The organism is Lentimicrobium sp. S6 (genome assembly GCF_013166635.1).
GTDB lineage: Bacteria > Bacteroidota > Bacteroidia > Bacteroidales > UBA12170 > UBA12170.
Window position 1 is genome coordinate 10,349 of the sequence record NZ_JABKBZ010000029.1, and the last position, 26,014, is coordinate 36,362.

Sequence of the window (26,014 nt, forward strand, 5' to 3'; positions counted from 1 at the left end):
ATTTGCCTTAAAATTAAATTAGAATGTGTTCAAGTCAGATTTACGTAACATTCCTAACCACTTAATAACACGTTCTTTTTTAGTTCCATTGAAATCAGCTTCAACATGTATTAAATACATACCTCCGGCAATTGGAACACCAGCAAAGTTTTTTAAATCCCATTCAACAGATGTTACAGCATTGTCTTTTTGGAACTCACGTATTTTGGTACCAGCCAAATTATAAATGGTCACCGAACATTTATCTGGCAAGTTGGTAATTTTAATTCTATTATCAAGAGGAACTGTTTCGTAAGTTGAATATGCATAATATGGATTTGGTACCGCTCTAATCATGTCCATATCCTCATCGTAAGCAGTTTCTACACCATAATCAGTAGCATCCTCTCGTGTAGAGAATTGATATAATGGATAATTATTATTCACTTTCCCATAAACAGTTTCAACAGTATCAGGAATAGGGATTCCAGTATAATGACGAGCATAGGGCTTGGCCACTCTGATTTTAACTTTCACATCATTATTAAGGAAGCTATTCTGATCTGCATAAGGAATAGTAGTCCACATACCAGTACTAAATATTTGACTATAGGCAAACATTGGGAATACAGATGTAACAGCTGCTTCCAACTCATCACGATAAGATTTTCCAGCATCATAGGCAGGGAAAGTCATTGAAGCTACTTGTTGATTGCCTTCAAATTGGCCAGGTCTCATCACATATACGTAATGCATCCCTCCAAATAAAATACTACCATCAATATTGCTAGTTACACTCGCAGTTGGATTCCATTTCATATCACGTCCATTTTCTGCTGATAACCAAGAGTTCTCACCATAAATGATATTCAATCGTTCACCTGTTTCCACATTAATAGCATATCCAGGGAACCAACCCATACCATGAGAGCTAATATAATTGGCATCTTCTTCATTATCTGAAGGCTCTGCACCAAGCTCAGCAAAGTTTCCATCTTTATCAATAGAAGGGCTTGCTCTAAGACCAAAACGCTCTACACCACCTTCAGATAAACTTCTATCATGTTGCATTTCAATAACAGGACAACGTGTCCATTTACTCTTATCAGATGTGATTACAAAATCGATACTTGAAATATTTGATAGCGGATTATCTGCCCTAGAATCTTTATCAAATGCAGGACCATAATCATTTTGATTATAGGCAGCTGTCATAGAATAAGGAGCCCAAGTACCACCAACAATTCCTTCAAAATTGGCATTTGGATCCCAAGGATTTGATTGACCATTCATATCATCGTCAGCCGCATCTCCAACATCACCAGCAAATGATGAACCAGCACGAATCCAATCGAATGCAGTACCAGGGAAATCAAAATCTCTTTGTCCACCAAACCACTGGTTTGAACTATCGGCAAATAAAATTTCGCTAGATAATACATTATTATTTGGAGCTAAAACATCATAAACTGATATTTGATCTGTACCATCGGGACGCTTACCAACTAAATAAGGACCAGAATAATAAATCTGTTCTAAATTAACTGCAAATCCTAGGTCTCCGATAATTTGTTCATTTCTTGTGATAATACTAGTTTCACTTCTGTAAATTTCACCAGTTTCTACATCTTTCAACTTCCAGCCTGAAACATACATCGAAGCAGTATCACCACCACTAATGATAGCGAGGTTACCAGTAACATCATAATTTAATTCTCTATACATAGAATCGAAACGAAGCTCAAACTGACCACCTTTAACATTTAATGGGTCAACCACTCTAATATCAACTGGACCATAACCACGTTTATATTTAGCTTCATAAGCAATAGGATAAGTATCAGTTCCCAAATGATTAATAGAATCAGCAGGAGGACGAGACATTATTTCATCTATAGTTTCATCAGTTAACTCAATAATCATATTACCATTACCTTTTCCTTCTATTCTAGTAATTTGAGGTTGGTCACCATAAGAGGAGTTCACAACAGCACCATTAACTGGACGATGAGGAATAACGGTATAAGTTTTAATATTTTTTCTACCAGACAAGTAAGGAAGTTTTTGACCATAAAGGCCATTCAATACACCTGGTTCCTGAGTATAAGTCATAAAATTATTATGAGCATAAGCTAAGGCAGAGAAATAATACTGCTTATTATTTACCAATTCTTTAGAGCCTTCTGCAAAGGCATCTTCAGTAAGCATAAAAGAGTGGCTAATTCCATTATCAGAACCATCAACGGCCAAAACAGGTACGGATGCACTTAATGACTCGTCAAACTCATAATTAATTAAACGACCAATACCATTTTTAATATCGTACTGAGCAATTAAACGGGCTTTATCTGCATCACGGAAATCTTCAACAGTAACAGAAGCATCACTTAGTTGATAAATTTGATATCCTTCAAAAGAATAATACTCATCCCATTCTACGGTATCAGGAGAGTTAATATTAGGATCTTTTTCTCTATAAGCTTCACCGTAGTTATTACTGGTCTCTCTATTTGAGATATAAAAGATAACTTCTTGATCTAATTCACTAAAGGTTAAATCTGGAGCATTAGGACCATCAATAACTTTAAAACAGTTATCGAATAGCGCTTGACATTTATCATCAACTACACGCAGTAATTCAACAGATGCAAATGGCCCCCCTGAAGCAGCACGTGCCCAAGGAATACCAACAGTAATATAGTTGACAGCACCAGACTCTAGTACGAAAGGACCAGCAGATTGCATAAAACGTCTATCAGCAGGTTGGTTACCAGCTTCTTCTTCTGTCCAATATTTACCATCTTGGTTATATCCACCATTAGGAGGAAGAGAACCAGTACCCCAATTCCAAGGGTCAGAATTGCCAGGGAACATAAAATTAGTTTCAGGACCAACAGCACCAGAAGAAACGTGAGCATTACCACCATACATCATTTGAGTATTATCCTTCCAGATACCTCTAAGTAGGTTATAATATTCAGGAGCTGAACTAGGATCACTCATATAGGCTGCACCACCATTATTATGGTAAACAAAACGTCTCATACCATAACGTTCATCATCAACAATACCATTACCAAAATTCACTCCATTGATACTCTCATCAACGATTTGAACTTCTTCGATAGTATCACCTGTTACAATATCAGTAATATAGGTATATTTAGGGTTATCCGTTTGATCAGGATCTAAATAAGGTCCTTGGAAGAAGTCAACACCAATTGCAGGTGGTTGAGAACCATAAGATTCTGGCTCATTGTTTCCATCAACAGCTTTACCATTATAACAATAACCTAATCCACGACCAACATCACAACCTACATAATCATCATCAGCTTTACCTAAATCGGTATCTACCCATGGTGAGAAATAAGTTTCCGTTAATCTAAATGTAGAACGGTTAATAATTTCGTAACTATAAAAAGTCATGTTATTGACTACATCATTAGTCGCGAAGGCAAAAGCCTGACCTCTAATTTCTAAACCAATAGCTGCACCTTCAGATTCGGTATGTGCATTACCCTTATCGTTGAACACCCACCATAAAGTCTGGTCACCTTTTAAAACCTGGTCAACCAAAATACCACCAGTTACAATACCTATCTCAGACTCTCTAGTTTGAGCAGGCACATAATTTGGATCATCTTTAAAATTGATAGGGCAAAGTTCATTATATACATCATAATAAGGATAATCACCATTTTCAGGGTCATAATCACCATCTTTATCCATATCGAAGAATGGAGCTAAGTAATAACTTTGATTCAATGAAACATCACCATGGGCTGGCCACTCATAAAAAGATTCTGGTATTGCATAACCTGGGAAATCTTCTTCTTTATTTTCAGAAGCCCACCAAGCTAGGAATAAATCCACTTCCTCACGAGTTACCTTAAAATGCTTGTCGTATTCAGCACAAGTTTCTGAATCAATAGCTGCTGTTCCATCCACAGTAAGTGGACCAGTCCAGTAATCGATACCATCTTGTCTAAACTTCTGAGCAGCTAACTTTAGCTGACCATTAACATCCAGTCCACCAATCCATAAGGCTCCTGCGAATAAAGATGTAGCAGTTCCTGCTGCTGGAATAAAATATTGTGATCCGATACCTCCTGGAAGATCCCACCACATATCTCCGCCAGTATTAATTCTGGCTCTCACATTATTGACATCCAAAAATCTATAACTGGTAGCTTGAGTACAACCTGCCGCTGTGGATTTAACATGATTTGCTGACTTATTGGTTCCTTGATGCTCTCTTGCATTAACAGGTGCCAGAACTGAGAAACTCAATAAAATCAATAATAACCTGTATATATTTTTCATTTCTTTATTTTTTTTCATTTCCAAAATATAGTTCAGCATCTAATTAAAAGTTAAACATTACACCTAAACGAATAGTACGTGGAGAGCTATAATTACCAGGGTTATTTACAAAAGACTCATACAATAATCTATATGATTCCTCATTTAACTGCTGAGAAATTTCACTTTGCCACTGAGGTGCTGTTAAATAACCATCATCATCTGGGTTACCAGTGTATGAATAAACTGATTGAATATTTTGAGAATTCAATATATTATTGATTGAAAAATAAATATTCATATAAGCCTGACGACCATTGCCACCTTCTTTTAATTTGAATTTGATATCCTTATCAATTCGTAAATCCATACGGAATGTCCATGGAATCCTAGAACCAAAATAAGTACCTTTTAAGATATTCGATGTTGCACTACCAACAGCATAAACATTTTCTGATCTGGTATAAGGAGTACCACTACCACCATTAAAGGTAAGAGAAACACCAGTATTTGCTAATAATTGTACGGGAGCTTTACCAGATTTATCTCTGCTTATAACAGGACCGTCATAAGTCTTTCCACCACCATAACGATAGTCTAATACTAAGTTAATGGCATGGCGTCTATCCCAAGCAAGTGGATTCACAGAACGTAGATTTGGTAAACCTGAGTTTACCAATGCTGCTGCAGTAGTTGTAGAAGAACCTGTACCTTCAGCAAACTGTAAAGTATAGGCCGCTCTAACTCTAACATTTTTTGTTCTTCTTAAGTCATAAGTTAAGGTTAAACCTTTAACGGTACCAAAGTCAATATTTTTATAAGTATAATAATCCTTTGGATAAGCACCAGCATAACGTGAGTATTGAACCAAATTTCTAATTTCCTTATAATAAGCCGCAATACTTAAAGAAGAAGTATTGGTTAACTTCTGAGTAAAACCTAATTCATAATCAATGGTTTTCTTTGGCTTCAAATTAGGATTATTGAATGTAGTAGTCTGAGTATAGAATAAATACTGAGCGGGATCAAAACGAATATTTCCTAATGGTCTTTGAGTTAAGATATCGTAATGTGCAAAGAATAAAGCTTCATCAGAAATTGGGAAAGAGAACGAAATACGTGGCATATAAGCCCACTGTGGTTCATAATCTTGGAAGGCATCTTTACTTAAAGCTTGATTGGTATTGGTATTCTGTAAATAAGGAGAAACTCCTGAACCTTGATCAAGTTGAGCAGGATCCTGAATAACAGCTCCTAATTCATTATACCAAGTATCGCCATTACGGTAACCAGTAATACTTGTAGGATTAGCCACATTATCAACATAAACAACATATTCTTCTCCAATATTACCTGGTCTAGAATCACCATTATTCATTTTGTTATAATCGGCTTGGGTTAATTCTCCAGCAGTTCTTGCAGGGAAAAATAAATAGGGATCTTTTAATGTTAATTGATTCGCATCAAATCTATCCACACGTAAACCAACGTTTACAACCAAGTCACCATTAAAGTCAAATTTATCTTGAATATAACCTGCCATATAAATAGGCTCATAAGCGCCAGCATGACGCAAGAAATCGCCATTATCATCTTGCTTGGTATAGAAATCATCAAAACTTTGTTTACCAGTTAATTTTTCACCAGTATAATCATATCCATAAGAACCCATTAAAGAAGTATTTCCACCTTCTTGATAAAGCTCATCTGCACTAAACATATTGATATCATAAAGATCTGAACCAACCGAAATAGTTGTCATCTTTCCATCTCTATCATAAACATTTATGGTTTGATTCTCCATATCATATGAGTCGATATCAATAAAATCGACTCCAGCAGGATCCAGACCCAATTTAACTCTTAGGTTTCTATCGAATGTTCTTTGACTTCCACCATCGAACTTTCTATAATAAAGCACAGTATCGAGAAATTGTCCGCTTGGGGCATCATCAGCATGATAAATACCATCGGTATATACCAAATAAGGATTATCAGTATCTAATTCACCAATATGGAAATTGGTTAAACCTCTCATCAAGGTCCACAAACCTCTTGGCCCATAATTAAAAGAGCGTGAAGACTGTTGCTCATATTGGAAACCAAACTTCACTTCATGAGAAGCAATATCTAAAGCAGCAGCAACATTTACTCCTAATTGTGTTTGCTCAAATTCTTGATATCCATTAGAAACAATACCAGGGGCAGTAAACATTCCGTATATAAGACCCTGAGAACCAGGAGTCTGACCATTTAAAAGTCCATTACCTAGCGAAATCATATCAAGGTTAGAATGGAAAAAGGGATTCGGAAATAAATCATAATACTGAGCGGTATGATTTGCTAAAGCGATATTCTCTTGAGATGGGGTAAATAAAACTAAGGTATCAAAATCCCAAGAATTCAAATGTTTCACATTAGGAGTATTGGTAATGGTATCGAAGCGATTCTCGTAAGAAGAAGACTTCAATGACTCATACTTACCTAAATAACCATATTTAAACAAATCGTCTTTAAACTTATCTGATTCATTTTTAAATTTTCGTTGAGAATAATCCACTTGTACAGAATAGAAGAAATTTTTCATGATACTAGTACTTTCCTTTTTAGAAGGAAACCTCTGAGTAAAACGACCATAAGCTCTCCATGTATAATCAGTAGATACTGAATTATTATCCCAGTTAAACATAGTGTTCCTGTAGCTATAATTTTTTCCTTTACTATAATTAAAAGAACCACCAAATGTAAGTGTAGTATTATCTGAGGTCTTAACATCAAGCTTTGCAGATACGTTAGCACTTAAATTATCAGTATTAGGATTGTTTTTTACATTTTCCACATCATTTGCAGTAGTAAATTCTGCATTCTGATAAATACCAAAACCAATACCTGCAGGACGAACTGGAGTACCATGTAAATAACTCTGAAAATCATCAGTGGCTTTATTTATTCCAATTGCAGAATTAGAAGTCGATTGAGCATGTGTAACACTACCTGCTAAAAAGAAACCTAACAGCGCTGTTGAACTTTCTTCTTTACCTTTAAATAACGGACCAGTGAGGTTAAATTCAGCATTATTATAACCAAAGGCATCTAAGAACTGAGAGGTTTGAAGTTCAAGACCTCCACCAAAGGTACGAGATGGTCCTTTAGTGGTAATCGAAATCACACCACCAGTAACATCACCATACATGGCTGGAGTACCACCCAACATCACACTTACTTGTTCTAGAGCTGATGCAGGTAAACTTGAAGACCCAATAACTTTTACTCCATCAATATAAGTAACCGTTTCATCAGATCTCGCCCCCCTTACACTTCCTCTTTCACCATCGGAGGAGAATACACCACCAACGGTGGTTGCAATAGAAGATGCATTTCTATTAGGCATCTTTGCAATCTCTTCTTTAGTTACTGTTGCTCCGGAGGTAGTTTGATCCTTAGAAATCAAAGGAACCGTATAAGCTGTAATTTCGACCTCGTCCAAATTCAAAGCCCCAGAACTCATCTCTACATTGAGAAACTCTATGGTTCCTGCTTTGATAATTACTCCGTTAATCTGCACGGCTTGAAAGCCAACAGAAGAAGCTTTTAAATTATAGGTACCAGGAGGGATTGGCTTGATGGTATAATTACCATCAAAGTCAGATGAAGTACCTCCTACTTGGGTACCGCCCACTTCCAATATAATATTGGCGAATGGGACTGGCTCTTTGCTATCCTTATCTAGGAGTACTCCTTTCAGAGTGCCTGGCTGAGCAAAAGCCATTAAACTTGCGAATAAAACTATTCCAGTTGTTAATAGTAAATTTCTTATCATACCTTGAAATTTTATTATATTTTTCAATATGCTATAAAAGCAGGTAAAATAACGAAATAATGCTGTGAAAACCAAAAGAAATTTTAAGACAAATTAACGTTTGTTAACTATCCGATTAATATGGACGCTCAAGTATAACCTGATGAATGATGGCTTGACGCAAGTCTACTACGCGCTCTTCATGTATATCAGAGTCCGTTTCATGCTGATAATCAGTTATCTCGTTAGATTCGTAAAAAGAATCTTCTGACTGATTTTCATCTTCGAAAACGGAAGAAATGGCATCGCTTCCTGAGTAGGAATCTAGGCGATTTACGCTTAGGTGATTCTCGGAATACACAGGTTTTTCAGGTGTTTTTGGAGACTCAACGGCTTGGTAAGGATGGTCTATTTCGTCGTGTTCGTCATTTGCAAGATCAAAAACCTCACTAAAAATGGCACTTAAGGGACTAGCTTTTTTATCAGAACTGGGATTTAAATCTTGATCGATTATTGGGCTTGTTTTTGTGGAAGTTGCTTTGTTCTTTTTAATGCCTTTATAGATACCAAAGGCTATCCAACCAAAAACTAAAAGTGTATATAATAAATCATCCATGGGAAATATTTTTAGAGGGTAAAGATAGGAAAAAACTGGATATATGTATCTTGTTAAAAGCGACAAATATCTGATATCAAGCTGGTAAAAATGGTCGTGGCATTTTATAACAAATGTTGACCAATTACTTGAATATTTTTAGTTCTAAAAATTTTCTAACGTTTTAACTAAATCCCCAGCCATCGCCACAGGAAAAACTTCCTTTCATGTCGACGCATATGTTTTGGTTTTTTTCTGCTTTTCTCAATTCTCTTTCTTTGCTTTTTCCCTTGCCGTTCTGTTTGCTCTTTATACTTTTTATCATATTTCTCTACCTCCTCATCAATGGCCTTATTTTGTCTTTTAACCATTTCTTTTTGTGCTTGACTATCAGAGCGTGACGACTTTCCAGAAGAGGAACAAGCCGAAGATACCAATACAATAAATAATAAAATTGTAGATATATATATCAATTTCCTAAAAAGGGAGAATAAAATTTGCATCAATTAATAATTTCCCCAAAAATACAGAAAAAATAAAAATCATTCTCATTTATCTCAGGGCAAACGCATACTTTGTTAAAAAGCTATATTTAGAAGAAAATAGTTTAATCTATAGGTATAATGCCAGCGCGGAAATATTAACATTAAGGAATGTATTTAAATCACACCAAATCCGCGTTAGCTTTGTTAAAAATAATTAGAAAAATAAAAGTACGCGTTTGCCCTGTCATTTATCTCCCATCAATTCCCATCAGGGATTAAATCAAGCTCTATTCCCTTGTTTAAAAAATTTGGCTATTTTTAAATTTTAGAACTAAATAAAACTACAAAACACAACAAGCATGGCCAAAATTATAAAATGGGGCATATTAGGATTAGGAAATATCGCACATAAATTCGCTTCAGATTTATTATTAGACGATGGTAGCTCTTTAGAAGCTGTTGCATCTCGAGACCCCCATAATGCTGGGAATTTTGCGCTACAATATCAATCAGCAAAAGCCTATTCCTCATATCAAGACTTGGCCGATGATTCCGAAGTAGATATTATATATATCGCTACTCCTCATACTTTCCACTATGAGAATACCATGATGTGCTTAAAGGCGGGGAAATCGGTTTTATGTGAAAAAGCATTTGGCATGAACTCCAAAGAAGTAGAAAACATGATAACTGAAGCCAAAAAAAGAAACTTATTCTTGATGGAGGCGCTATGGACTCGTTTTATTCCAGCTACTGAAAAGCTTCTGGAACTTGTTGACCAAAACACCTTAGGAGAAATCAAACATATTAGAGCCGATTTTGGATTTATTGCAGACAAAAACCCAAACAGAAGACTCTTCAATAAAAAACTTGGAGGGGGCTCCTTATTAGATGTGGGTATCTACCCTGTATATCTCAGTTTGTTACTTTTGGGCCTCCCCAAAGAAATAATAGCAAAAGCACAGATGACCAAGTCACAAGTAGATTCTTATTGTGCTATGCTTTTTGACTACCCAAATGGTGAAAAGGCCATTTTAGAATCTAGTATTGAATCCGCCACCCCTGTGGAAGCATATATTTATGGAACTAAGGGGAGCATAAAAATGCATAAGAATTTTCATCATAGCAAAAAGCTCTCCATAAAACTAAACGGCCAAAAAAACGAAACTATTCAAATAGATTATATTGGCCATGGATATTACCACGAAATCAGGGAAGTGATATCCTGTTTGAGGAATTATAAAACAGAAAGTTCCAAAATGCCACATCAGATGAGTTTAGATCTTATTAAAACTTTAGATAGAATTCGGTCTCAAATTGGATTGACTTATGGTGAATAAAAAATGAGTTTAAAAACAAGAACGGGCGAAAGAAAACCTCCACCCGTTCACAACTCAAATTATTCTAACACATAAAAAAAACCATCTATTTAATGAGGAGTCTTTTATTTTCAATAATTCTTAAACCATCGGTAATTTGTATCATATAAATTCCAGAGGATAATTCAGAAATATCGAGTGTTTGTTTTTCACTTGTCAATACTGAATGCAATACAGTTTGTCCCATTGCATTAATTATATTTAAATGAGTCATCTTTTCACTCATTCCTTTTATTGTTATACTTTCCCAGGCTGGATTTGGATAAACAAAAATGTTATTGGATAACACATCAGAAATTCCAACTGTTGAATGAAGGTTTGCTGTTAAAGTTAAATCTTGGGATGGCATGATAATGATTGTGTTTACATCTTCCGAAACCACATCTCCCATTTCATTGGTCCAGTTATCAAAGGCAAAATAACCTGTTACTTCAGCGGTAATATTTACTTCTTCTCCAGCTTCATAAGAGCCAGCCCCAGTTACTTCCCCTGCATTTTCAGGATCCATTTCTAATATCAAAGTATAATAAACTATATCCACAGAGAAATTTGCAATTAGGGAATAATCATTTGCTGGCATGATAATACTTGTTGTTGCCTCAGAAGACACAAGAGTTCCATCCTCTCTAGTCCAGTTTACAAAAGAATAACCCTCATTTGCTGTGGCAGAAATCTCTACACTTAATCCCTCTTCATAAACACCACTCCCTGTTACTTCACCAGCTTCTTGCGGTTCAACACTTAGGTTTAAGGTATATTCAGGATTAGAACTGGCATTAAAATCTAGAATAAATGACACATCATTTCCATCGGGATTAATAGCCGCTCCAATAAACACATTACCATCAGGGGTTACATCATTAACGCTATAGAAAGTCCAAGCTTGTGCATTTTCCATTCCTCGTGCCTCTGCATAATCGTTGAAAGTTCCCATGCTTCCTTCAGGGCTTTTATAAAATGCTCTTCTAACTGGAGGAGGGAATACACCAGTAAAACCAAATGCACTGCCGTCTTCCATTACAATAGTTGGATAGTCATCATAAGAACCAAAAGTTTCATATCCACTCGCTTCACTCCAAGAAAAAGCACTTTCATCGGCTTTCCCTACTACAATGTTTCCTTCAGCAGATGCAGCCATTACTTCACCAGATTCTTCACCATTGATTAGTGTATAAGTATCATTAGACCAAATCACTGGCATCCAATAACCAAATTCATGACTGGTCCAACCAAAAATAACTTCTCCATTTCTACTTATTCCTGAAGCACGTGAATCTAAAGGCAAATCGTCTCCAATATTTTCATATCCACCATCCTCAGTCCATTTAAAAGCGGTAGCTGACCAACCATCAAATAATTGTAGTCCAACTAAAGTTGAACCATCATCACTTTGTCCCCAAACACTATTATAATCTTCTGATGTTAAGTTTGGATATTCTGGGTTAATTCCGAGGAAAGTCCATTCTTGATCATCTAGACTATAATATCCACCTGTAACTGCGGTTCCTTGTGGAAAATCAGTATTGAGAAAATCACCAGCAACTTTTCCATTAGCGGCCATTTTAGTTCCTTTACCTTCGAAAGCAGTCACTCCTTCTTGCGCATTCCAATAAAAGCTTTGTTCACCGGATCCAAATGTTTGAATGATGACATGTTTCCCAGTAGCATCAATTCCTGACGGAAAAAGATATTCACCTATCATTTCGGTAAGCACCACATTCCCGTCTTTATATTGTTTAGTTTTGAATTCATCTGCCGATTTCTGAGAACTCCACTCCTTATTATTACATGTTTTCACATCTTCACAAGATTGTTTTTGCTGTGCTGATAATTGAAAACTAGATGCCATAATAATAAGGAAGGTCATTCCTAATACGGTCATTAAATTAGTAACTCTATTTTTCATAAGATTTGACATTTAATTTATTAAATACTTTTTTTAATTTGTTGTGATTTCTTTTCTTGATCTTTTTCTATAGCGAGCAAAAGCTTTTTCAAAACTCTATTTTCCAATTCTTTCCTATCTAAAAATTCATTGATGTTTGGATTTTCATTGGACTCCCTATTACTCATTGTTTTATTACTTTCCATAAAGCTGAAAAAATTGATTGCGCAATATTAGATAAGTTGAGGAAGGCTGAAAAAGAAAGCGCTAGCACATAGCTACTACGCACAGAAATATCACTACTACATCACTGCTACATAAGGATTTAAATACTGATTTAAAGAATGTTATAAAGAGGTAAGAAATTCTATTAAGCTAATATCAGAATTGGTGATTTGAAGTTTTTTTCTCAATCGGGTGCGGGCCACTTCGACACTTCTCTGGCTTTGGCCGGTGATGGACACTATATCTTTGGTGGTCATGTTTAATCGTAGAAAGGCACAAAGTCTTCGTTCATTGATACTTAAATTTGGACTCACTTCTTGAAGTTTTTCATAGAATTCGTTATAGACTTGTTGATAACGGATTTCGAATTCATTCCATATCGATTCGTCTTGAATATCGTTTAAATCTTTAATGATTTGATGAAGATAGGATTCATTATCCGAATTCATTTTACCGGATAATAATTGAACTATTTGACCTATGAGTTCATTTTTACGAATGATACTCATCACATGAGTAGTTAATTCTTTGTTTCGAATCTCTAACTCTTTTTTAAGATTCTCTTTCTCAAGATTGGAGTTTTTGGCAGTAAGTGCCATATTGTGTTTTTCTAGATTCAACCTTCTCACTCGGTTATTGAGGAAAAAATAGAGGAGGATAAAAACCAATAGTAAGAGCACTAAGATAAATGCTGTGAATAGATAAATGGAATTCAGTCGTTCCTGTTCTATATGGGCAAGCTTTTCTTTCTCCTTAAATTTTATAGTTAATTCAAGACGTGTGAGCTGCTTGAGTGTTTCTGTATTATTAATCACCTCTTTTAACTGATTATGAATTTTGTAATATACTAATGCTGAATCAGGTTTTAACAACTCATCATAATAAAGATAGATATTTTCGGAAAGGGTATTTTGAAGATCGATACTTCCTATCTCTTTTGCCAAGTCCCAGCCTCGATAAAGGTGAAATCTGGCCTTTTCATGATTTTCTTTCCTTTGAAAATAATGAGCCAAACGATTATGCGATGCAGCTTGGCCATACAAATCCCCTAAATTTTCTCTAATCTCTATGGCCTTCTTTATAGGAAGGTAGGCACTATCAGCATTCCCAGAGTCGAGAAACAAACCACCTATATTATTATAGGCTGAAGCTTTAAAATACTGTTCTTCAGTAGAGAATCTAGCCAAACTCAAACCTTTTCTATAATACCACAATGCTGAATCGTAGTCTTGCAAATTTTGGTGGACAATTCCCAAATTATTGAGAATATTGGGCATTTGTAATTTGTATTCTACTTTGTCACTTTCTAAGGATAGTTCTTGAAGAATTTTTAACGCCTTAACAAAGCTCTGCTTGGCCACATCAAAATCCTCCATTTTAATTCTAATGGCTCCAATGTTTGAATAAGCGTAAGCTTTACCAGGTTTATTGTTGTTCTTAATTTGAATATCTAGATATTTATAAAAATAATTGGTAGCCGTTTCGTACATTCCCTGATAGAAATAAGCATTACCAGCATTGAACATGGCATAAGCATTCAATGGCTCCTTGGCACTATGAATGGCAACATCCACAGCTTCCTCCGCATACAATATACACCTTTCAATATCCGAAGAACTATACACACGTGACAATTCCACTAAAGCGTAAACACTAATACTATCATTATTAGAGCCTTGATAGACTTTGAGTATGGAATCTTTATTGGGCTGAAAAGAGTTGGCCGATAAAACATTCGTTAAAAGAATAACAAATAATGATATGGTGAACCTTAATTTCATAGGTAGAAATTCAGTTTTTTTTTGATGATTCACAAAAATAACAATATTTAGAGGTGTTTAGACATATTTTCAATCTCTTTATCTCAATTCATAAAGAAGAACTCCAATGGGCATTTCGTGGTTTGACTTGACAAAGCCATTCTTTTCAAGTACTTTAATGGAGCCAATATTTCCAACTTCTACACCAGCAGAAATAGAGCGAATTGACATTTGGTCCTTACTCCATAAAATGAGCGCTGCTATCATCTCACTGGCCAATCCTTTTCCCCATTTCGATTCTTTTAAAAGATAACCTAAGCGTAAAGCAATAGTGTCGTCTATTAAAGTTGTATTTTCTGCATATAGAAATAACAAACCCACTAGCTCATTGGATTCTAAATATTCTATTCCATAAAAATAACCTTCTTGATTTCGATCATTTACCCACTCTTCTATCTCTTCTAAACTATTTAAATTCTGCCATGAATCAGGTAAATCTTTGATCACATTTGGTGAAAGAATATTATTCACCTCCTCCAACAATATCTGTTTAGAAAGTGCTTTTTTCTCCAAAACCTGCCAAGGTTTGATCACTAATCTCGCTGTAATGAATAAAGGTGATGAATTAAATATATCGATGCGTTTCATATTTACATTATATGTGGATTTTAATTTCAAAGAACAAGGTTTTATCATTTAGAAACAAGTCTTAGGGATTTTTAACAAACCAATAATTTCATTTGTTATAATTTAGCAGCAATGAAATTCTATTTTCAAATCCAGTATAAAAGATATTATCGCAAAATAGCGGAAATGGGAATCCATCCTTTTTTAGGGATGGGCATTATGTTATTGGCCTTGATATTTGGAACATTATTTCTATTTCAAAAGACCATTTATGCCAATTATATATTTGGCTTTATTGGCCTCTCTATTGCAAGCGGATTTAACGAAAAGCAGAGAAACGAATTCCTGAATCTTTGTTTTTCCAAATCCAAGTTTTATAGAATTAGACTTATTGAAAACTTATTACACATTAGTCCTTTTGTGCTATTTTTACTATACCATCAGGATTTTATCATGGCCATTTCTATCCTCATTCTTTCATTAATTTTAGTTTTCGTTCCATTACAAAACAAATGGTCGGTGAGTCTCCCAAGTCCATTTTCACGACTCCCTTTTGAATTTACTATGGGATTTAGAAAGCTATTCTTAATATATCCAATGGTTTATTTCCTTGTTTACAAATCTATAGGAGTAGGGAATTTCAATTTGGGAATCTTTGCCATAGGCGTCCTTGTCATCACTCATATGTCCTATTATTTCAAGCCGGAACACCAATATTTCGTCTGGATATTCGCTAAAAACCCTAAAGCATTTCTTTGGCAGAAGATAAAAGAAAACCTAATTAACTCAAGTCTAGCTCTCTTACCAATTTTAGTGCTTTTAAGCATCTATTTTCCGGAGCGATATATTATTTTAATGGGAATATTTTTTATGAATGCCCTCCTCATGACGACCATTATTTTGGCTAAATACTCTGCGTATCCTAAAGAAATTAATTTGCCTCAAATGGTATTATTTGGACTTAGCTTATGGTTTCCTCCCATTCTTATTATCGCTATCATCTATTTCTATAAACAATCTTTAAAAAACCTAAATCCTATTCTTAAATGATACAAATCCAAAACTTAGTAAAAAGCTATGGAAAAATAGACGTTTTAAAATCGATAAATATGGGTTTTGAAATGGGAAAAGCCTATGGAATTGTTGGAGAAAATGGAGCTGGGAAAACCACTCTTTTCAGATGTTTTGCTGGATTGGAAAGCTTTAGTGGAGAAATAGATAGTCCGTTTGACATCCTAAAAAATCATGTCGGCTTAATGGAAACCAATCCCTATTTTCTATCGAGAGTTACCGCCAAAGAACACCTTCAATTGATATGTAATGCTAGAGATATTTTGGTGAAAGATTTTGAGGAGAGAAACATTTTCGATTTACCCTTAAATCAATATGCCGATACCTATTCCACGGGGATGAAAAAGAAATTGGCCTTAACGGCTTTACTGCTTCAAAATAATGATGTTCTCATTCTCGACGAACCTTTTAATGGTGTTGATATCCATAGCAATATGGTCATTTTAGAGATGATAAAAAAATGGAAAAACGCTGGAAAAACATTATTCATTTCCTCTCATATTTTCTCTACTTTGGAGGAGACTTGCCACGAGATTCATCTTCTAAAAGAAGGTGAGTTTGTGCAGAGAGTAAGGAAGGATCAGTTTCGGGAGTTGGACAAGCAAATGCGTGATTTCATGATTGGAGATCGCTTAAAAAACATGAAGATATAGTGGAATATGGGATTTCAAAAACCAATATTGAATTGGCGAGTGAGAGAATTGAGGAGTCGGCAAAACACCCTATTTCAATCTTTAAAGCATTAAACTATTCTGTCATTTAGACCTCTATAATTCCCTACGAAGGCGTGCTACCGGAATATTAAGCTGTTCCCGATATTTAGCCACCGTTCTACGGGCAATTTGATAACCTTTTTCTTTGAGGAAGTTAACCAATTGTTCATCAGTCATTGGTTTTTGCTTATCTTCAGCATCCACCATATCACTAAGAATCTGCTTCACTTCTTTAGTAGAAACATCTTCTCCACTATCTGTTTTTAAGGATTCAGAGAATAAGGTTTTCAAAAGAATGGTGCCAAAGCTAGTTTGCACATATTTGCTATTGGCCACTCTCGAAATGGTTGAAATATCTAGGCCTACTTTATCTGCAATATCCTTCAAAATCATGGGATGAAGCTTGGTTTCATCTCCTGTAAGAAAATAATCATACTGAAACTCCAAAATAGCTTGCATGGTAGTATATAAGGTATGCTGACGCTGTTTAATGGCATCGATAAACCATTTTGCGGAGTCTATCTTTTGCCTCACAAACTGCATGGCTTCTTTATCCTTCTTGGATTTCTTACCCGATACAGAATAATTCTCCAACATGGTTTTATAAGTCCTACTCAACTTGAGTTCAGGTGCATTTTTCGAATTCAAACTCAAGATCAATTCTCCATCAGTTGTTGTAAGAATAAAATCGGGGATGATATAATGATTGGTTTTTGCTGTTTCAGATAAGGAATTTCCGGGTTTAGGATTCAATTTCAGAATCTCATCTACAGATGATTTCAAAGCCTCCTCACTTATTTCTAATTTCTTCAGAATCTTATCATAATGCTTTTTAGTAAAGGCATCGAAATGTCTTTCTAAAATTTTAATTGCCATAAAGATAAATGGATCTGACGTGTCTTTTCTCTTCAACTGAATGATTAAACATTCCTGTAGGTTTCTTGCCCCAACTCCTGCGGGCTCAAACTTCTGAATCCCTTTTAAAACCTGGTCCACTTCCTCATCAGTTACTGATAAACCTTGAGTAAAAGCCAGATCATCCACCATGGACTCCACATCTCTTTCCAAATAACCAGAATCGTCAATATTTCCGATAATGGTTTCTGCTATTACATGTTGTCTTTCATTAAAACTGGCATCTGTTAATTGAGCTCTTAGCATCTCGTAAAACGAAATGGTATTGGCAAAAGGAATGGATTTCTTATCCTCTTCTGGGTAGTTATTAGAGCTTAATTTATAGTCTGGAATATCATCTGCATCCACATAATCTGTAATGTCAAATTCGTCATCAGAACTTGAATCATCATTATTATCGTCATTATTATCAGAAGGAGCATGCTCGTCTACCATTTCTTGGCTATTGTCCTCCAAGGCTGGATTTTCTTCAATCTCCTGCTTTATTCTTTGATCCAATGCAACAGAAGGAACCTGCAGCAATTTCATTAATAAAATTTGCTGTGGTGACAATTTTTGAAGCAGCTTTTGCGATAGTCTTAGTTGTTGCATTTTTCGTTTTAATACTGAGGTAAAGGTATAAAAAAAACGCTATCCGAAGGCATTTCTAATATTAAGATTTATTTCGGATAGCAATTAAAATATCGTTTTAGAACAATCTAAAATTCTGCATTTTGAGGAGTCCTTGGGAAAGGAATCACGTCGCGGATATTGCCCATTCCCGTAACGAATAACATGAGTCTTTCAAAACCCAATCCAAATCCGCTATGTACTGCAGTGCCAAACTTTCTAGTATCTAAATACCACCACATTTCTTCCTCTGGAATATCCATGGCTTTCATCCTCTCTGTAAGTTTTTCCAAATTCTCCTCACGCTGAGAACCACCAATAATTTCACCAATCTGTGGGAAAAGAACATCCATGGCTCTTACGGTTTTTCCATCATCGTTTTGCTTCATATAAAAAGCTTTGATATTCATGGGGTAATCAGTAAGAATAACAGGCTTTTTGAAATGCTTTTCTACTAAGAAACGCTCATGTTCACTTTGTAAATCAGCACCCCAAGCATCTATTAGATATTGGAATTTCTTTTTCTTATTGGGCTTGCTATTTCTTAAAATCTGAATGGCTTCAGTATAGGTTACTCTTTCAAAATCGTTGGCTAAAACAAATCTTAATTTCTCAATCAACTCCATTGATTTCTCGTCAGCTTTTTTACCTTTTTCAGACTCCTCTAATCTTTTGCTCAGGAATTCTAAATCATCCATACAATTGTCAAGAGCATACTGAAGTAGGTATTTAATGAACTTTTCAGCCAAATCCATATCTTCTTCTAAATCGGCAAAAGCAATCTCTGGCTCAATCATCCAGAACTCAGCCAAGTGACGTGTAGTATTAGAGTTCTCAGCTCTAAAAGTAGGACCAAAAGTATAAACCTTACTCATAGCCATACATGCTGTTTCCACTTCTAATTGCCCTGAAACAGTTAGGTTGGTTTCCTTACCAAAAAAATCCTTTTTATAATCTATGTTTCCTTCTTCGTTTAGAGGAGGGCTTTTAGGATCTAGGGTAGAAACATGAAACATTTCTCCAGCGCCTTCAGCATCACTACCAGTGATAATAGGTGTGTGAATATTATAGAATCCTTCTTCGGTGAAGAATTTATGTACAGCAAAAATCATGGAGTGGCGAATACGAGTAATCGCACCAAAAGTATTGGATCTAAATCGAAGATGTGCGATATCGCGTAAAAACTCTAGGCTATGTTTTTTAGCTTGAAGTGGATATTTTTCAGGATCTGCAGCACCTAAAACCTCTAGTTTCTCTGCAACAACCTCAACCTTTTGTCCGCTTCCTTGCGAAGCTACTACTTCACCATCTACCGAAATAGATGCTCCAGTAGTTACTTGTGCCAAATCATTTTCATTAAATTTTTCCAAATCCACCACAATCTGGATATTATGAATCACAGAACCATCATTAAGGGCTACAAAAGCCACATTTTTACTACCTCTTTTGGTACGTACCCAACCTTTTACGTTCACCTTTTTTCCTACCTCTGCCTCTTGTAGCAGGGCTTTAATCTCCGTGCGTTTCATCGTCTTATTATTTTAATGAAGTGCAAAAATAGAAAATAGAATCAAAAGAGGCTAGGTTTTATTTCAAGATGGAAGAAATAAGCTGGTCTTTTCTAGAAAAGGTCAAATACTGTTATTATTATAGCCACTTCGATAGATACTGTGAACAAAGTCCAACAAAGTATCTACCTCCAAAAATTATAAAGGATTAAACCACTTGCTAAAGGTTGTTTCATCAAAATAAAATCCAATTTTCACCTATAACTCTGCCTCCTAAAAATATTATCTTTGCCTCCATGATTTTACTAGATACACATACTCATTTATATCTTCCAGAATTTGATGAAGACCGTGCAGAAATGCTAGAAAGGGCTTCTCAACAGGGCGTTCAAAAAATGATACTCCCTAATATCGACAGCGAATCTATTCCTAAGATTCAAAAAATGAGGAGGGAATTTCCTGATTATTGTGTAGCAAGTATGGGTTTGCATCCCACTTCTGTTAAAGAGAATTTTGAGGAGGAGCTTAAAGCTTGTTATGAGGAGTTGAAAAACGGTCAATATATGGCTATTGGGGAAATGGGTATCGATTTGTATTGGGACAAGAGTTTTTATGAGCAACAAAAAATCGCTTTCAAGAAACAAATAGATTGGGCTTTAGAATTCGATTTGCCCATCATTATCCACTCCAGAGATAGTTTTGATGAGATATTTGAATTGATGGATGAAGTTTGGAACCCAAAACTGAGAGGTGTTTTTCACTGTTTCAGTGGCAACAAGGCCCAAGCTGAGAAAATCATCAATGATTACCATTTTAAACTTGGAATCGGAGGAGTCTTAACTTTTAAGAATTCTACTCTTCGAGAAGAAATTAAAGATATTAGTTTATCTCACCTGATATTGGAAACTGACGCTCCTTTTTTAGCTCCAGTCCCCAATAGAGGAAAGCGAAACGAGTCGGCTTATGTAGCATTAGTAGCGCAAAAACTCGCAGAATTAAAAGGAATTTCGATAGAAGAAGTGGCCGATATCACCACCAAGAATGCAATGGATTTATTTAATTTTGAAAATATTTAGACGATGGAAAATCAAGCTTCAATTTTAGTGATTTATACAGGAGGTACCATAGGAATGTTTAAAGATCCTTCCACTGGCTCACTCATTCCGGTAGATTTCAACGAATTACACGACCACATTCCTTCTTTAGATTTATTCAACTTTAAAATTGACTCCTATTCTTTTGACCCCATTATTGATTCCGCCAATATGAAACCTGAGCTTTGGGTGAAATTGGGTGAGGTGATTGAGGAGAATTATGAGAATTATGATGGTTTTGTTATTCTTCATGGTTCCGATACCATGTCGTTTACGGCTTCGGCATTGAGCTTTATACTAGAAAACCTGAATAAACCGGTTATAATCACTGGCTCCCAGCTTCCACTTGGAATTCCACGTACCGATGGTCGCGAAAACTTCATCACCAGTTTAGAACTTGCTGCTGCCAAAGACGAAGAAACGCCTATCATTCCAGAAGTAGCTATTTATTTTGAGAATCAATTATTTAGAGGCAATAGAACCTATAAGTTTAATGCGGAGAATTTTGAAGCCTTTAAGTCTGTGAATTACCCTCCTCTAGCCGAAGTGGGTGTGAATATTCGCTATTGGAAGAACAACATCAGGAAACCCAATTTCAAGAAGCTAAAAATTAATAGAAGTTTAGAATCTGGCGTTTTGATTATCCGACTATTTCCTGGGATTTCTAAATGCATCCTTCATTCTATGCTAAATGCTGAAGGCTTGAAAGCAGTGGTTTTAGAGACTTTTGGATCGGGGAATGCCCCAACCGAAGATTGGTTTTTAAATGAACTCAAACAGGCCATCGATAAAGGAATAACCATTGTTAATATCAGTCAATGCCGAGGAGGCTCAGTGGATATGGGTAAATACGAAACCAGCTCCGAATTAAAAAGAATTGGACTTCTCAATGGTAAAGACATGACCACAGAAGCTGCCATCACCAAACTAATGGTCACCCTTGGGAAATATTCTTCAAAAAAAGAAATCGCCAAAAGAATGGAAAAAGACTGGCGTGGTGAAATGACGGAATAACTGCTTAGCCCACCATTTAAAGCCTCAAATCTTTTAGTCTTTCAGCCAGCCTGTAATACTTTTTCTTTCCCGGGTTAATGAAGGATGGACCTCATGCTCCATTTCATCGCTCCTAAAAAACACCATGCGTCCTTCTATTGGTAGAATATCTTTTTGAGCACCCAATAGTGAATATAAAGACAAATGGCCTTCATCTTCTATTTTCCAATGCTGATTTAAATAAAAGACCAAAGTATATTTTCGTCCCTTCTCACTTTTAAACTGATCGAGGTGCCTTTTATAAAAGCTCCCCAACTCATAATTGGCATAATGACCTTCAAACGATTTGATGGAGGTAAAGCATGTTATATTTAAATAATTGATAAACCTCCATATTTTTCTTAAATAAACCTCCTCAAATGGATTTGTGCTGTTTTGTTCTATCCATCTAACTTTATCACCTCAAATTCGTTTATCTTTTTGGAAATCTTTTTGACGGCCAATACCTGCATGCTTCATGTTTCCTGCGGCATACAAATCTTTCATGTTATTTCTTAAACCGTCAATGATTTGCGCAGGGTAAAAATCATCACAGCAACCATAATTGTCATCTAAAAGCCCTTGAATCAGCTGCTCAAACTGACCTTGCTCCAGCAACTCTTGCTCATCCATCATATGTTTTTTAGTATCAACCTAAATGGGCCAAAGCACATCGAGGATCTTATGCAAGGACGGCATTTTTTGAATCACTTTATCTGTTTGCTGAAAATAATCTTTTTACCTAATAACAAAGCAGTTACATATTGTATTTACACTTTTATTTACACCACTGGTTGGTGAAATTATTTTTTATTGCTTTGTTATAATATTTTGATCAAAGGAATAATAATATGCTAGTTAATTGTATTTATAATTTCTTGCAAAAAACTTTCTTGTAACCTCTAAAGCACTTATGTTGATTGCAGCAATGTTAGCGATCGTTTTTATTGCTCACTCCATTCAATCATCTGTGAGAATAATTCATCAAAATCTGTTTCATGTTTGCAAATTTCACTCAGGTTCATTCCTTTTACTTCCATTTAGTACTGTATTACCAGAGCATATATATAGTTGCCATCAGTCAAATAAGTACCTGCTTCATCTTTAATTGGGGCTAATCCATTGGATTCTCTATCTGCTTCAATCAAATATTTCCCAATTTTTCCTTTTAATTTTCCATCCTCTTTAAATCTTCTAGCTATGTAATCAGCATGCCCTTCAAGTTTCCAATTAATTTTTGCTGGGAAAGTCGTTCTAATGGTATAAGTTAGATTATTAATTTGCTGCATATTATGGGTGAATTCATGTGCCAATAGCCATGTTAAATTATACTTTTGAAGCGCACTATTTGGTTTCCATTGAACTTCGATCATGTTTTCATTAAATTTAAAATCGCCATTTTTGACAATCGTCTTATTTAACAAGCCATAAGCTATTGGAGTGCCAAATATTGGATATAGATTTGTGTAGATTCTATCATCATTTAAGTACAATTGAATATTTAAACTCTCGTCATACAACTCTGATGTTTTTAAAATCTCTATTACACCTTTTAATATCACTTCAGTTTTCTCCTCTAATTCTTGGTTATGAAAAATGGTGACTATATCAAATTGTGTTTGATGATCATAGGAAAGATTTGGATTTATTAACAGTACTATCCAACTCAAACAGCCAATTCCAATAACTGCTAGCCAACCTAGAATGACCTTTTTGATTACTTTTTTCAATGTTTCCTTTTGTGTGTAAAACGACCGCTAACGTTTGCATAAGAATAGTTGCCGAATTCGGGTTTCAAAACTCTCAAAACCACTAAAGCTTATGCGGGCTTCAACCCTTGATATTATGGACATACGGCAATTATTTTTTATGCGCTGTTGTGCGTTCGTGCTTTACTATTCAGTTGTTCTTTAAAAATATTCTGTCATAATAATTCAATCATATTTTTCACAATCAACCCTACATAATGCACATTTCTTATTTCCGCATTTTGAACAAACAACGAAGAAAATTTCAACCCCTGCAATTAACATTAGAATCCAAAAGATAAGAAACAAATAGAAACTTTCAAACATCCAATATTGTGGAAAAGCAATAACCAATACGGCAAATAATGTTGAAATAATATCAAGATTTGTGTAGCTATTGTAATTATATTCTCTAAGTTTTGAGACAAACCCAAGTATCAAGTGATTGCATCTTTCTCTTATTGGGCATTTAGTGCAGTATGTAAGTGCTATAAAACTAAAACCAACAATAACAATCATTAAGTATATTAATCCAAGTATTTTCGAGTAATTGAAAAGTGCATAGTCAGCAATTCCGATACATGCAAAAAACAGCAGCATGCTAATGCTTCCGTGAACTTTTAATTTCTTTATTTGCATAATTGATTCTTCTTGTTCATACCTAGTTAATTATTTTTCATTATCAGCATTTTTTTCGTGCGATAAATAATTGAACACTTCCAAATCCACCTATACTAAAAGATTCATAATCCAGACCATATTTGACCAATAAAGAGTTAATATCCTTTATAATATCACCAAATTTTTCCCATAATCTTACAATCCAATAGCCAAATAGGTTTCTATTGATTGGGTAGTTAAAATCAACAAGCAATAATTTACCATCAGGTTTTAATACTCGTTCCAATTCACGCATGGCTTTATCTCCATCTGGATAACCTGTGAAAGCCATGGTATTTATTACAGTATCAAAAGTATTATCTTCATATGGAAGTTTTTCGACATTACCTTTTGAAAGATGTGCATCAATATTTATTCTTTTCATTTTTTTTTGAGTAATCTCAAGCATTCTATCGTTATAATCAATACCATGGATTTCATATTTTTCTGATGCATATTGTTTCATCAAATATCCACTTCCAAAGGAGACTTCTAGTATCTTATTCCCCTGAATATGGGGGATTACTTTTTTAATCCATTTTTTCCAGAGTGGAAAAATGGTCATAAAAGCATCATATCCTTTCGCCATCCAGTTATACTCCTTATTCATTTTATCAGTATAGTTTGATGGTAATTTAAAAACATCAGTGTACTTTATCTTTTCTGGTTTTACTTTAAACATTTTTATCATTTTTTATGGACGAATCTCTTTTTTAGCATGACGCATAACGTTGCATGCATGGCGTCGTAAGGGATTACGGTGCTCAAACTTATCTGGTTAACCGCCAAATCTGAGGCGAGCGTAAACGCTCGAAAACCCTTATGAATTATACAAATTGTGTGTGTGTGTGCTCGTGCATTTTCATAGTTTCAACGAGCATATCAGTTTAATTATTTGAAATATTTAAACCTTTAAATAACAACCAACAACCAATCACAATTTCAAAAAGGATCGTCTGTGAACCTAATATCATATAGGTATTTCCTGAAAAGATGAGACTTATCAGCGCTCCAATAAGTACAAGTGAATAGGATATAATTCCCCAAATAGATAAAGCTTTTGGAATAAGTTTAGATTTTAAAAAAAGATAAAATACAATAATGGATCCTAAAGCCAATAAAACGAAGATACTAACGGTTACCTCCCAATGAATTCCATGGATAAACTCAGCCAAGGCATAAAATTGGTCTGTGCCAAATTTTTCAATATTGTTCTCTCCTTTGATAAATAGTAAAAGAATAAAACTACTAAGCGTTGCAAATATTCCTACAAGAGCTTCAGCAAAACGCCAAAGCAAAGCTAATTGTGCAAGTTGCTTATTTACAGGTTTCAGTATGGTGTAAAGTGATAAAGATAAAAGTACAACCCCAACATACATTAGCAAGGTAATGGTAGTATCTACCCGATACCATACTTCGTTTGCAATAATATTATTAATCGTTGCTACAATATCACCACTTACTGTGATTATTGGTTCAATAATAAGCATTGATAATAAGGGCACAATGATGATTAATAAGTAGGCTATACCTGCAACTTTGACTGTTTTTTGAAGTTCAACACCCTCTGTGTATAAATTTGATTTTTTCATAATTTTTAATGTTTTCTACTAGTTTTATTAAAA

General features: G+C 35.1%; 21 protein-coding genes. 5 read left to right on the forward strand and 16 right to left on the reverse strand.

Annotation, left to right across the window (positions count from 1 at the left end):
* Positions 1-18: 18 nt before the first annotated feature.
* The 4 genes from HNS40_RS11045 to HNS40_RS11060 form a co-directional block, all read right to left on the reverse strand.
* Complete coding sequence (locus tag HNS40_RS11045) at positions 19-4,305, reverse strand: T9SS type A sorting domain-containing protein (RefSeq protein WP_172280746.1); 4,287 nt, start codon at positions 4,303-4,305, stop codon at positions 19-21.
* Positions 4,306-4,348: 43 nt separating this feature from the next.
* Entirely contained in the window at positions 4,349-8,104 is a 3,756-nt protein-coding gene (locus HNS40_RS11050; RefSeq protein WP_172280748.1) for a TonB-dependent receptor domain-containing protein, read from the reverse strand.
* Between the two features lie 115 nt (positions 8,105-8,219).
* Positions 8,220-8,699, reverse strand: coding sequence for a hypothetical protein (locus HNS40_RS11055; RefSeq protein WP_172280750.1), 480 nt, complete (start codon positions 8,697-8,699; stop codon positions 8,220-8,222).
* A 167-nt stretch (positions 8,700-8,866) separates the two neighbouring features.
* Positions 8,867-9,049, reverse strand: a complete 183-nt coding sequence (locus tag HNS40_RS11060; RefSeq protein ID WP_172280752.1) for a hypothetical protein — start codon at positions 9,047-9,049, stop codon at positions 8,867-8,869.
* A gap of 473 nt (positions 9,050-9,522) precedes the next feature.
* Between HNS40_RS11060 and HNS40_RS11065 the strand changes: the two genes are divergently transcribed.
* A complete protein-coding gene (locus tag HNS40_RS11065) occupies positions 9,523-10,503 on the forward strand; it encodes a Gfo/Idh/MocA family protein (protein WP_172280754.1) in 981 nt (326 codons plus the stop codon).
* An 85-nt stretch (positions 10,504-10,588) separates the two neighbouring features.
* Here HNS40_RS11065 and HNS40_RS11070 read toward each other — a convergent pair whose 3' ends face one another.
* From HNS40_RS11070 to HNS40_RS11085, 4 genes are all read right to left on the reverse strand, one after another.
* The gene (locus HNS40_RS11070) at positions 10,589-12,448 is read right to left on the reverse strand and encodes a T9SS type A sorting domain-containing protein (protein WP_172280756.1); all 1,860 of its coding nucleotides are present in this window, start codon (positions 12,446-12,448) and stop codon (positions 10,589-10,591) included.
* 20 nt (positions 12,449-12,468) lie between these two features.
* Positions 12,469-12,633 carry a hypothetical protein gene (locus tag HNS40_RS11075; RefSeq protein ID WP_172280758.1) on the reverse strand — a complete coding sequence of 55 codons (165 nt, stop codon included), beginning with the start codon at positions 12,631-12,633 and terminating at the stop codon, positions 12,469-12,471.
* A gap of 141 nt (positions 12,634-12,774) precedes the next feature.
* Positions 12,775-14,433 (reverse strand): tetratricopeptide repeat protein, encoded by a 1,659-nt coding sequence (locus HNS40_RS11080; protein WP_172280760.1) that lies wholly within the window; start codon positions 14,431-14,433, stop codon positions 12,775-12,777.
* A gap of 78 nt (positions 14,434-14,511) precedes the next feature.
* Positions 14,512-15,060 carry a GNAT family N-acetyltransferase gene (locus HNS40_RS11085; protein ID WP_172280762.1) on the reverse strand — a complete coding sequence of 183 codons (549 nt, stop codon included), beginning with the start codon at positions 15,058-15,060 and terminating at the stop codon, positions 14,512-14,514.
* A gap of 111 nt (positions 15,061-15,171) precedes the next feature.
* Between HNS40_RS11085 and HNS40_RS11090 the strand changes: the two genes are divergently transcribed.
* Together HNS40_RS11090 and HNS40_RS11095 are read left to right on the forward strand one after the other, a co-directional pair.
* Entirely contained in the window at positions 15,172-16,089 is a 918-nt protein-coding gene (locus HNS40_RS11090) for an ABC transporter permease (RefSeq protein ID WP_172280764.1), read from the forward strand.
* On the forward strand, positions 16,086-16,763 hold the full coding sequence (locus tag HNS40_RS11095; RefSeq protein WP_172280766.1) for an ABC transporter ATP-binding protein: 678 nt from the start codon (positions 16,086-16,088) through the stop codon (positions 16,761-16,763). Before HNS40_RS11090 ends, HNS40_RS11095 begins: the two co-directional genes overlap by 4 nt.
* Positions 16,764-16,877: 114 nt before the next feature.
* On the opposite strand, the gene rpoN is transcribed toward HNS40_RS11095, so the two are convergent.
* Positions 16,878-18,329 carry an RNA polymerase factor sigma-54 gene (gene rpoN / locus HNS40_RS11100; protein WP_172280768.1) on the reverse strand — a complete coding sequence of 484 codons (1,452 nt, stop codon included), beginning with the start codon at positions 18,327-18,329 and terminating at the stop codon, positions 16,878-16,880.
* Between the two features lie 107 nt (positions 18,330-18,436).
* Positions 18,437-19,876, reverse strand: a complete 1,440-nt coding sequence (asnS, locus tag HNS40_RS11105) for an asparagine--tRNA ligase (protein ID WP_172280770.1) — start codon at positions 19,874-19,876, stop codon at positions 18,437-18,439.
* Positions 19,877-20,151: 275 nt separating this feature from the next.
* On the opposite strand from asnS, the gene HNS40_RS11110 reads away from it, so the two are divergent.
* Together HNS40_RS11110 and HNS40_RS11115 are read left to right on the forward strand one after the other, a co-directional pair.
* On the forward strand, positions 20,152-20,931 hold the full coding sequence (locus tag HNS40_RS11110; protein ID WP_172280772.1) for a TatD family hydrolase: 780 nt from the start codon (positions 20,152-20,154) through the stop codon (positions 20,929-20,931).
* Between the two features lie 3 nt (positions 20,932-20,934).
* Complete coding sequence (locus tag HNS40_RS11115) at positions 20,935-21,963, forward strand: asparaginase (RefSeq protein WP_172280774.1); 1,029 nt, start codon at positions 20,935-20,937, stop codon at positions 21,961-21,963.
* 33 nt (positions 21,964-21,996) lie between these two features.
* Here HNS40_RS11115 and HNS40_RS23710 read toward each other — a convergent pair whose 3' ends face one another.
* The 6 genes from HNS40_RS23710 to HNS40_RS11140 all read right to left on the reverse strand — a co-directional run bounded on the left by HNS40_RS23710 (position 21,997) and on the right by HNS40_RS11140 (position 25,981).
* A complete protein-coding gene (locus tag HNS40_RS23710; RefSeq protein ID WP_371742937.1) occupies positions 21,997-22,386 on the reverse strand; it encodes a 2OG-Fe(II) oxygenase in 390 nt (129 codons plus the stop codon).
* Positions 22,387-22,404: 18 nt separating this feature from the next.
* The gene (locus tag HNS40_RS22920; protein WP_216663765.1) at positions 22,405-22,614 is read right to left on the reverse strand and encodes a hypothetical protein; all 210 of its coding nucleotides are present in this window, start codon (positions 22,612-22,614) and stop codon (positions 22,405-22,407) included.
* Between the two features lie 407 nt (positions 22,615-23,021).
* Positions 23,022-23,711 carry a hypothetical protein gene (locus HNS40_RS11125; protein WP_172280777.1) on the reverse strand — a complete coding sequence of 230 codons (690 nt, stop codon included), beginning with the start codon at positions 23,709-23,711 and terminating at the stop codon, positions 23,022-23,024.
* A 204-nt stretch (positions 23,712-23,915) separates the two neighbouring features.
* A complete protein-coding gene (locus tag HNS40_RS11130; protein ID WP_172280779.1) occupies positions 23,916-24,368 on the reverse strand; it encodes a hypothetical protein in 453 nt (150 codons plus the stop codon).
* A gap of 43 nt (positions 24,369-24,411) precedes the next feature.
* Positions 24,412-25,071, reverse strand: coding sequence for a class I SAM-dependent methyltransferase (locus tag HNS40_RS11135; protein WP_172280781.1), 660 nt, complete (start codon positions 25,069-25,071; stop codon positions 24,412-24,414).
* 205 nt (positions 25,072-25,276) lie between these two features.
* Positions 25,277-25,981: a DUF4386 domain-containing protein gene (locus HNS40_RS11140; protein ID WP_172280783.1), complete on the reverse strand. Its 705-nt coding sequence runs from the start codon at positions 25,979-25,981 to the stop codon at positions 25,277-25,279.
* Between the last annotated feature and the right edge of the window lie 33 nt (positions 25,982-26,014).

What these genes read in the sequence shown, in the direction of transcription:
- HNS40_RS11045 (WP_172280746.1), bottom strand. Translation starts at nt 4,305, where the DNA reads ATGAAAAATATATACAGGTTATTATTGATTTTATTGAGTTTCTCAGTT.
- HNS40_RS11050 (WP_172280748.1), bottom strand. Translation starts at nt 8,104, where the DNA reads ATGATAAGAAATTTACTATTAACAACTGGAATAGTTTTATTCGCAAGT.
- HNS40_RS11055 (WP_172280750.1), bottom strand. Translation starts at nt 8,699, where the DNA reads ATGGATGATTTATTATATACACTTTTAGTTTTTGGTTGGATAGCCTTT.
- HNS40_RS11060 (WP_172280752.1), bottom strand. Translation starts at nt 9,049, where the DNA reads ATGGTTAAAAGACAAAATAAGGCCATTGATGAGGAGGTAGAGAAATAT.
- HNS40_RS11065 (WP_172280754.1), top strand. Translation starts at nt 9,523, where the DNA reads ATGGCCAAAATTATAAAATGGGGCATATTAGGATTAGGAAATATCGCA.
- HNS40_RS11070 (WP_172280756.1), bottom strand. Translation starts at nt 12,448, where the DNA reads ATGAAAAATAGAGTTACTAATTTAATGACCGTATTAGGAATGACCTTC.
- HNS40_RS11075 (WP_172280758.1), bottom strand. Translation starts at nt 12,633, where the DNA reads ATGGAAAGTAATAAAACAATGAGTAATAGGGAGTCCAATGAAAATCCA.
- HNS40_RS11080 (WP_172280760.1), bottom strand. Translation starts at nt 14,433, where the DNA reads ATGAAATTAAGGTTCACCATATCATTATTTGTTATTCTTTTAACGAAT.
- HNS40_RS11085 (WP_172280762.1), bottom strand. Translation starts at nt 15,060, where the DNA reads ATGAAACGCATCGATATATTTAATTCATCACCTTTATTCATTACAGCG.
- HNS40_RS11090 (WP_172280764.1), top strand. Translation starts at nt 15,172, where the DNA reads ATGAAATTCTATTTTCAAATCCAGTATAAAAGATATTATCGCAAAATA.
- HNS40_RS11095 (WP_172280766.1), top strand. Translation starts at nt 16,086, where the DNA reads ATGATACAAATCCAAAACTTAGTAAAAAGCTATGGAAAAATAGACGTT.
- rpoN (WP_172280768.1), bottom strand. Translation starts at nt 18,329, where the DNA reads ATGCAACAACTAAGACTATCGCAAAAGCTGCTTCAAAAATTGTCACCA.
- asnS (WP_172280770.1), bottom strand. Translation starts at nt 19,876, where the DNA reads ATGAAACGCACGGAGATTAAAGCCCTGCTACAAGAGGCAGAGGTAGGA.
- HNS40_RS11110 (WP_172280772.1), top strand. Translation starts at nt 20,152, where the DNA reads ATGATTTTACTAGATACACATACTCATTTATATCTTCCAGAATTTGAT.
- HNS40_RS11115 (WP_172280774.1), top strand. Translation starts at nt 20,935, where the DNA reads ATGGAAAATCAAGCTTCAATTTTAGTGATTTATACAGGAGGTACCATA.
- HNS40_RS22920 (WP_216663765.1), bottom strand. Translation starts at nt 22,614, where the DNA reads ATGGATGAGCAAGAGTTGCTGGAGCAAGGTCAGTTTGAGCAGCTGATT.
- HNS40_RS11130 (WP_172280779.1), bottom strand. Translation starts at nt 24,368, where the DNA reads ATGCAAATAAAGAAATTAAAAGTTCACGGAAGCATTAGCATGCTGCTG.
- HNS40_RS11135 (WP_172280781.1), bottom strand. Translation starts at nt 25,071, where the DNA reads ATGTTTAAAGTAAAACCAGAAAAGATAAAGTACACTGATGTTTTTAAA.
- HNS40_RS11140 (WP_172280783.1), bottom strand. Translation starts at nt 25,981, where the DNA reads ATGAAAAAATCAAATTTATACACAGAGGGTGTTGAACTTCAAAAAACA.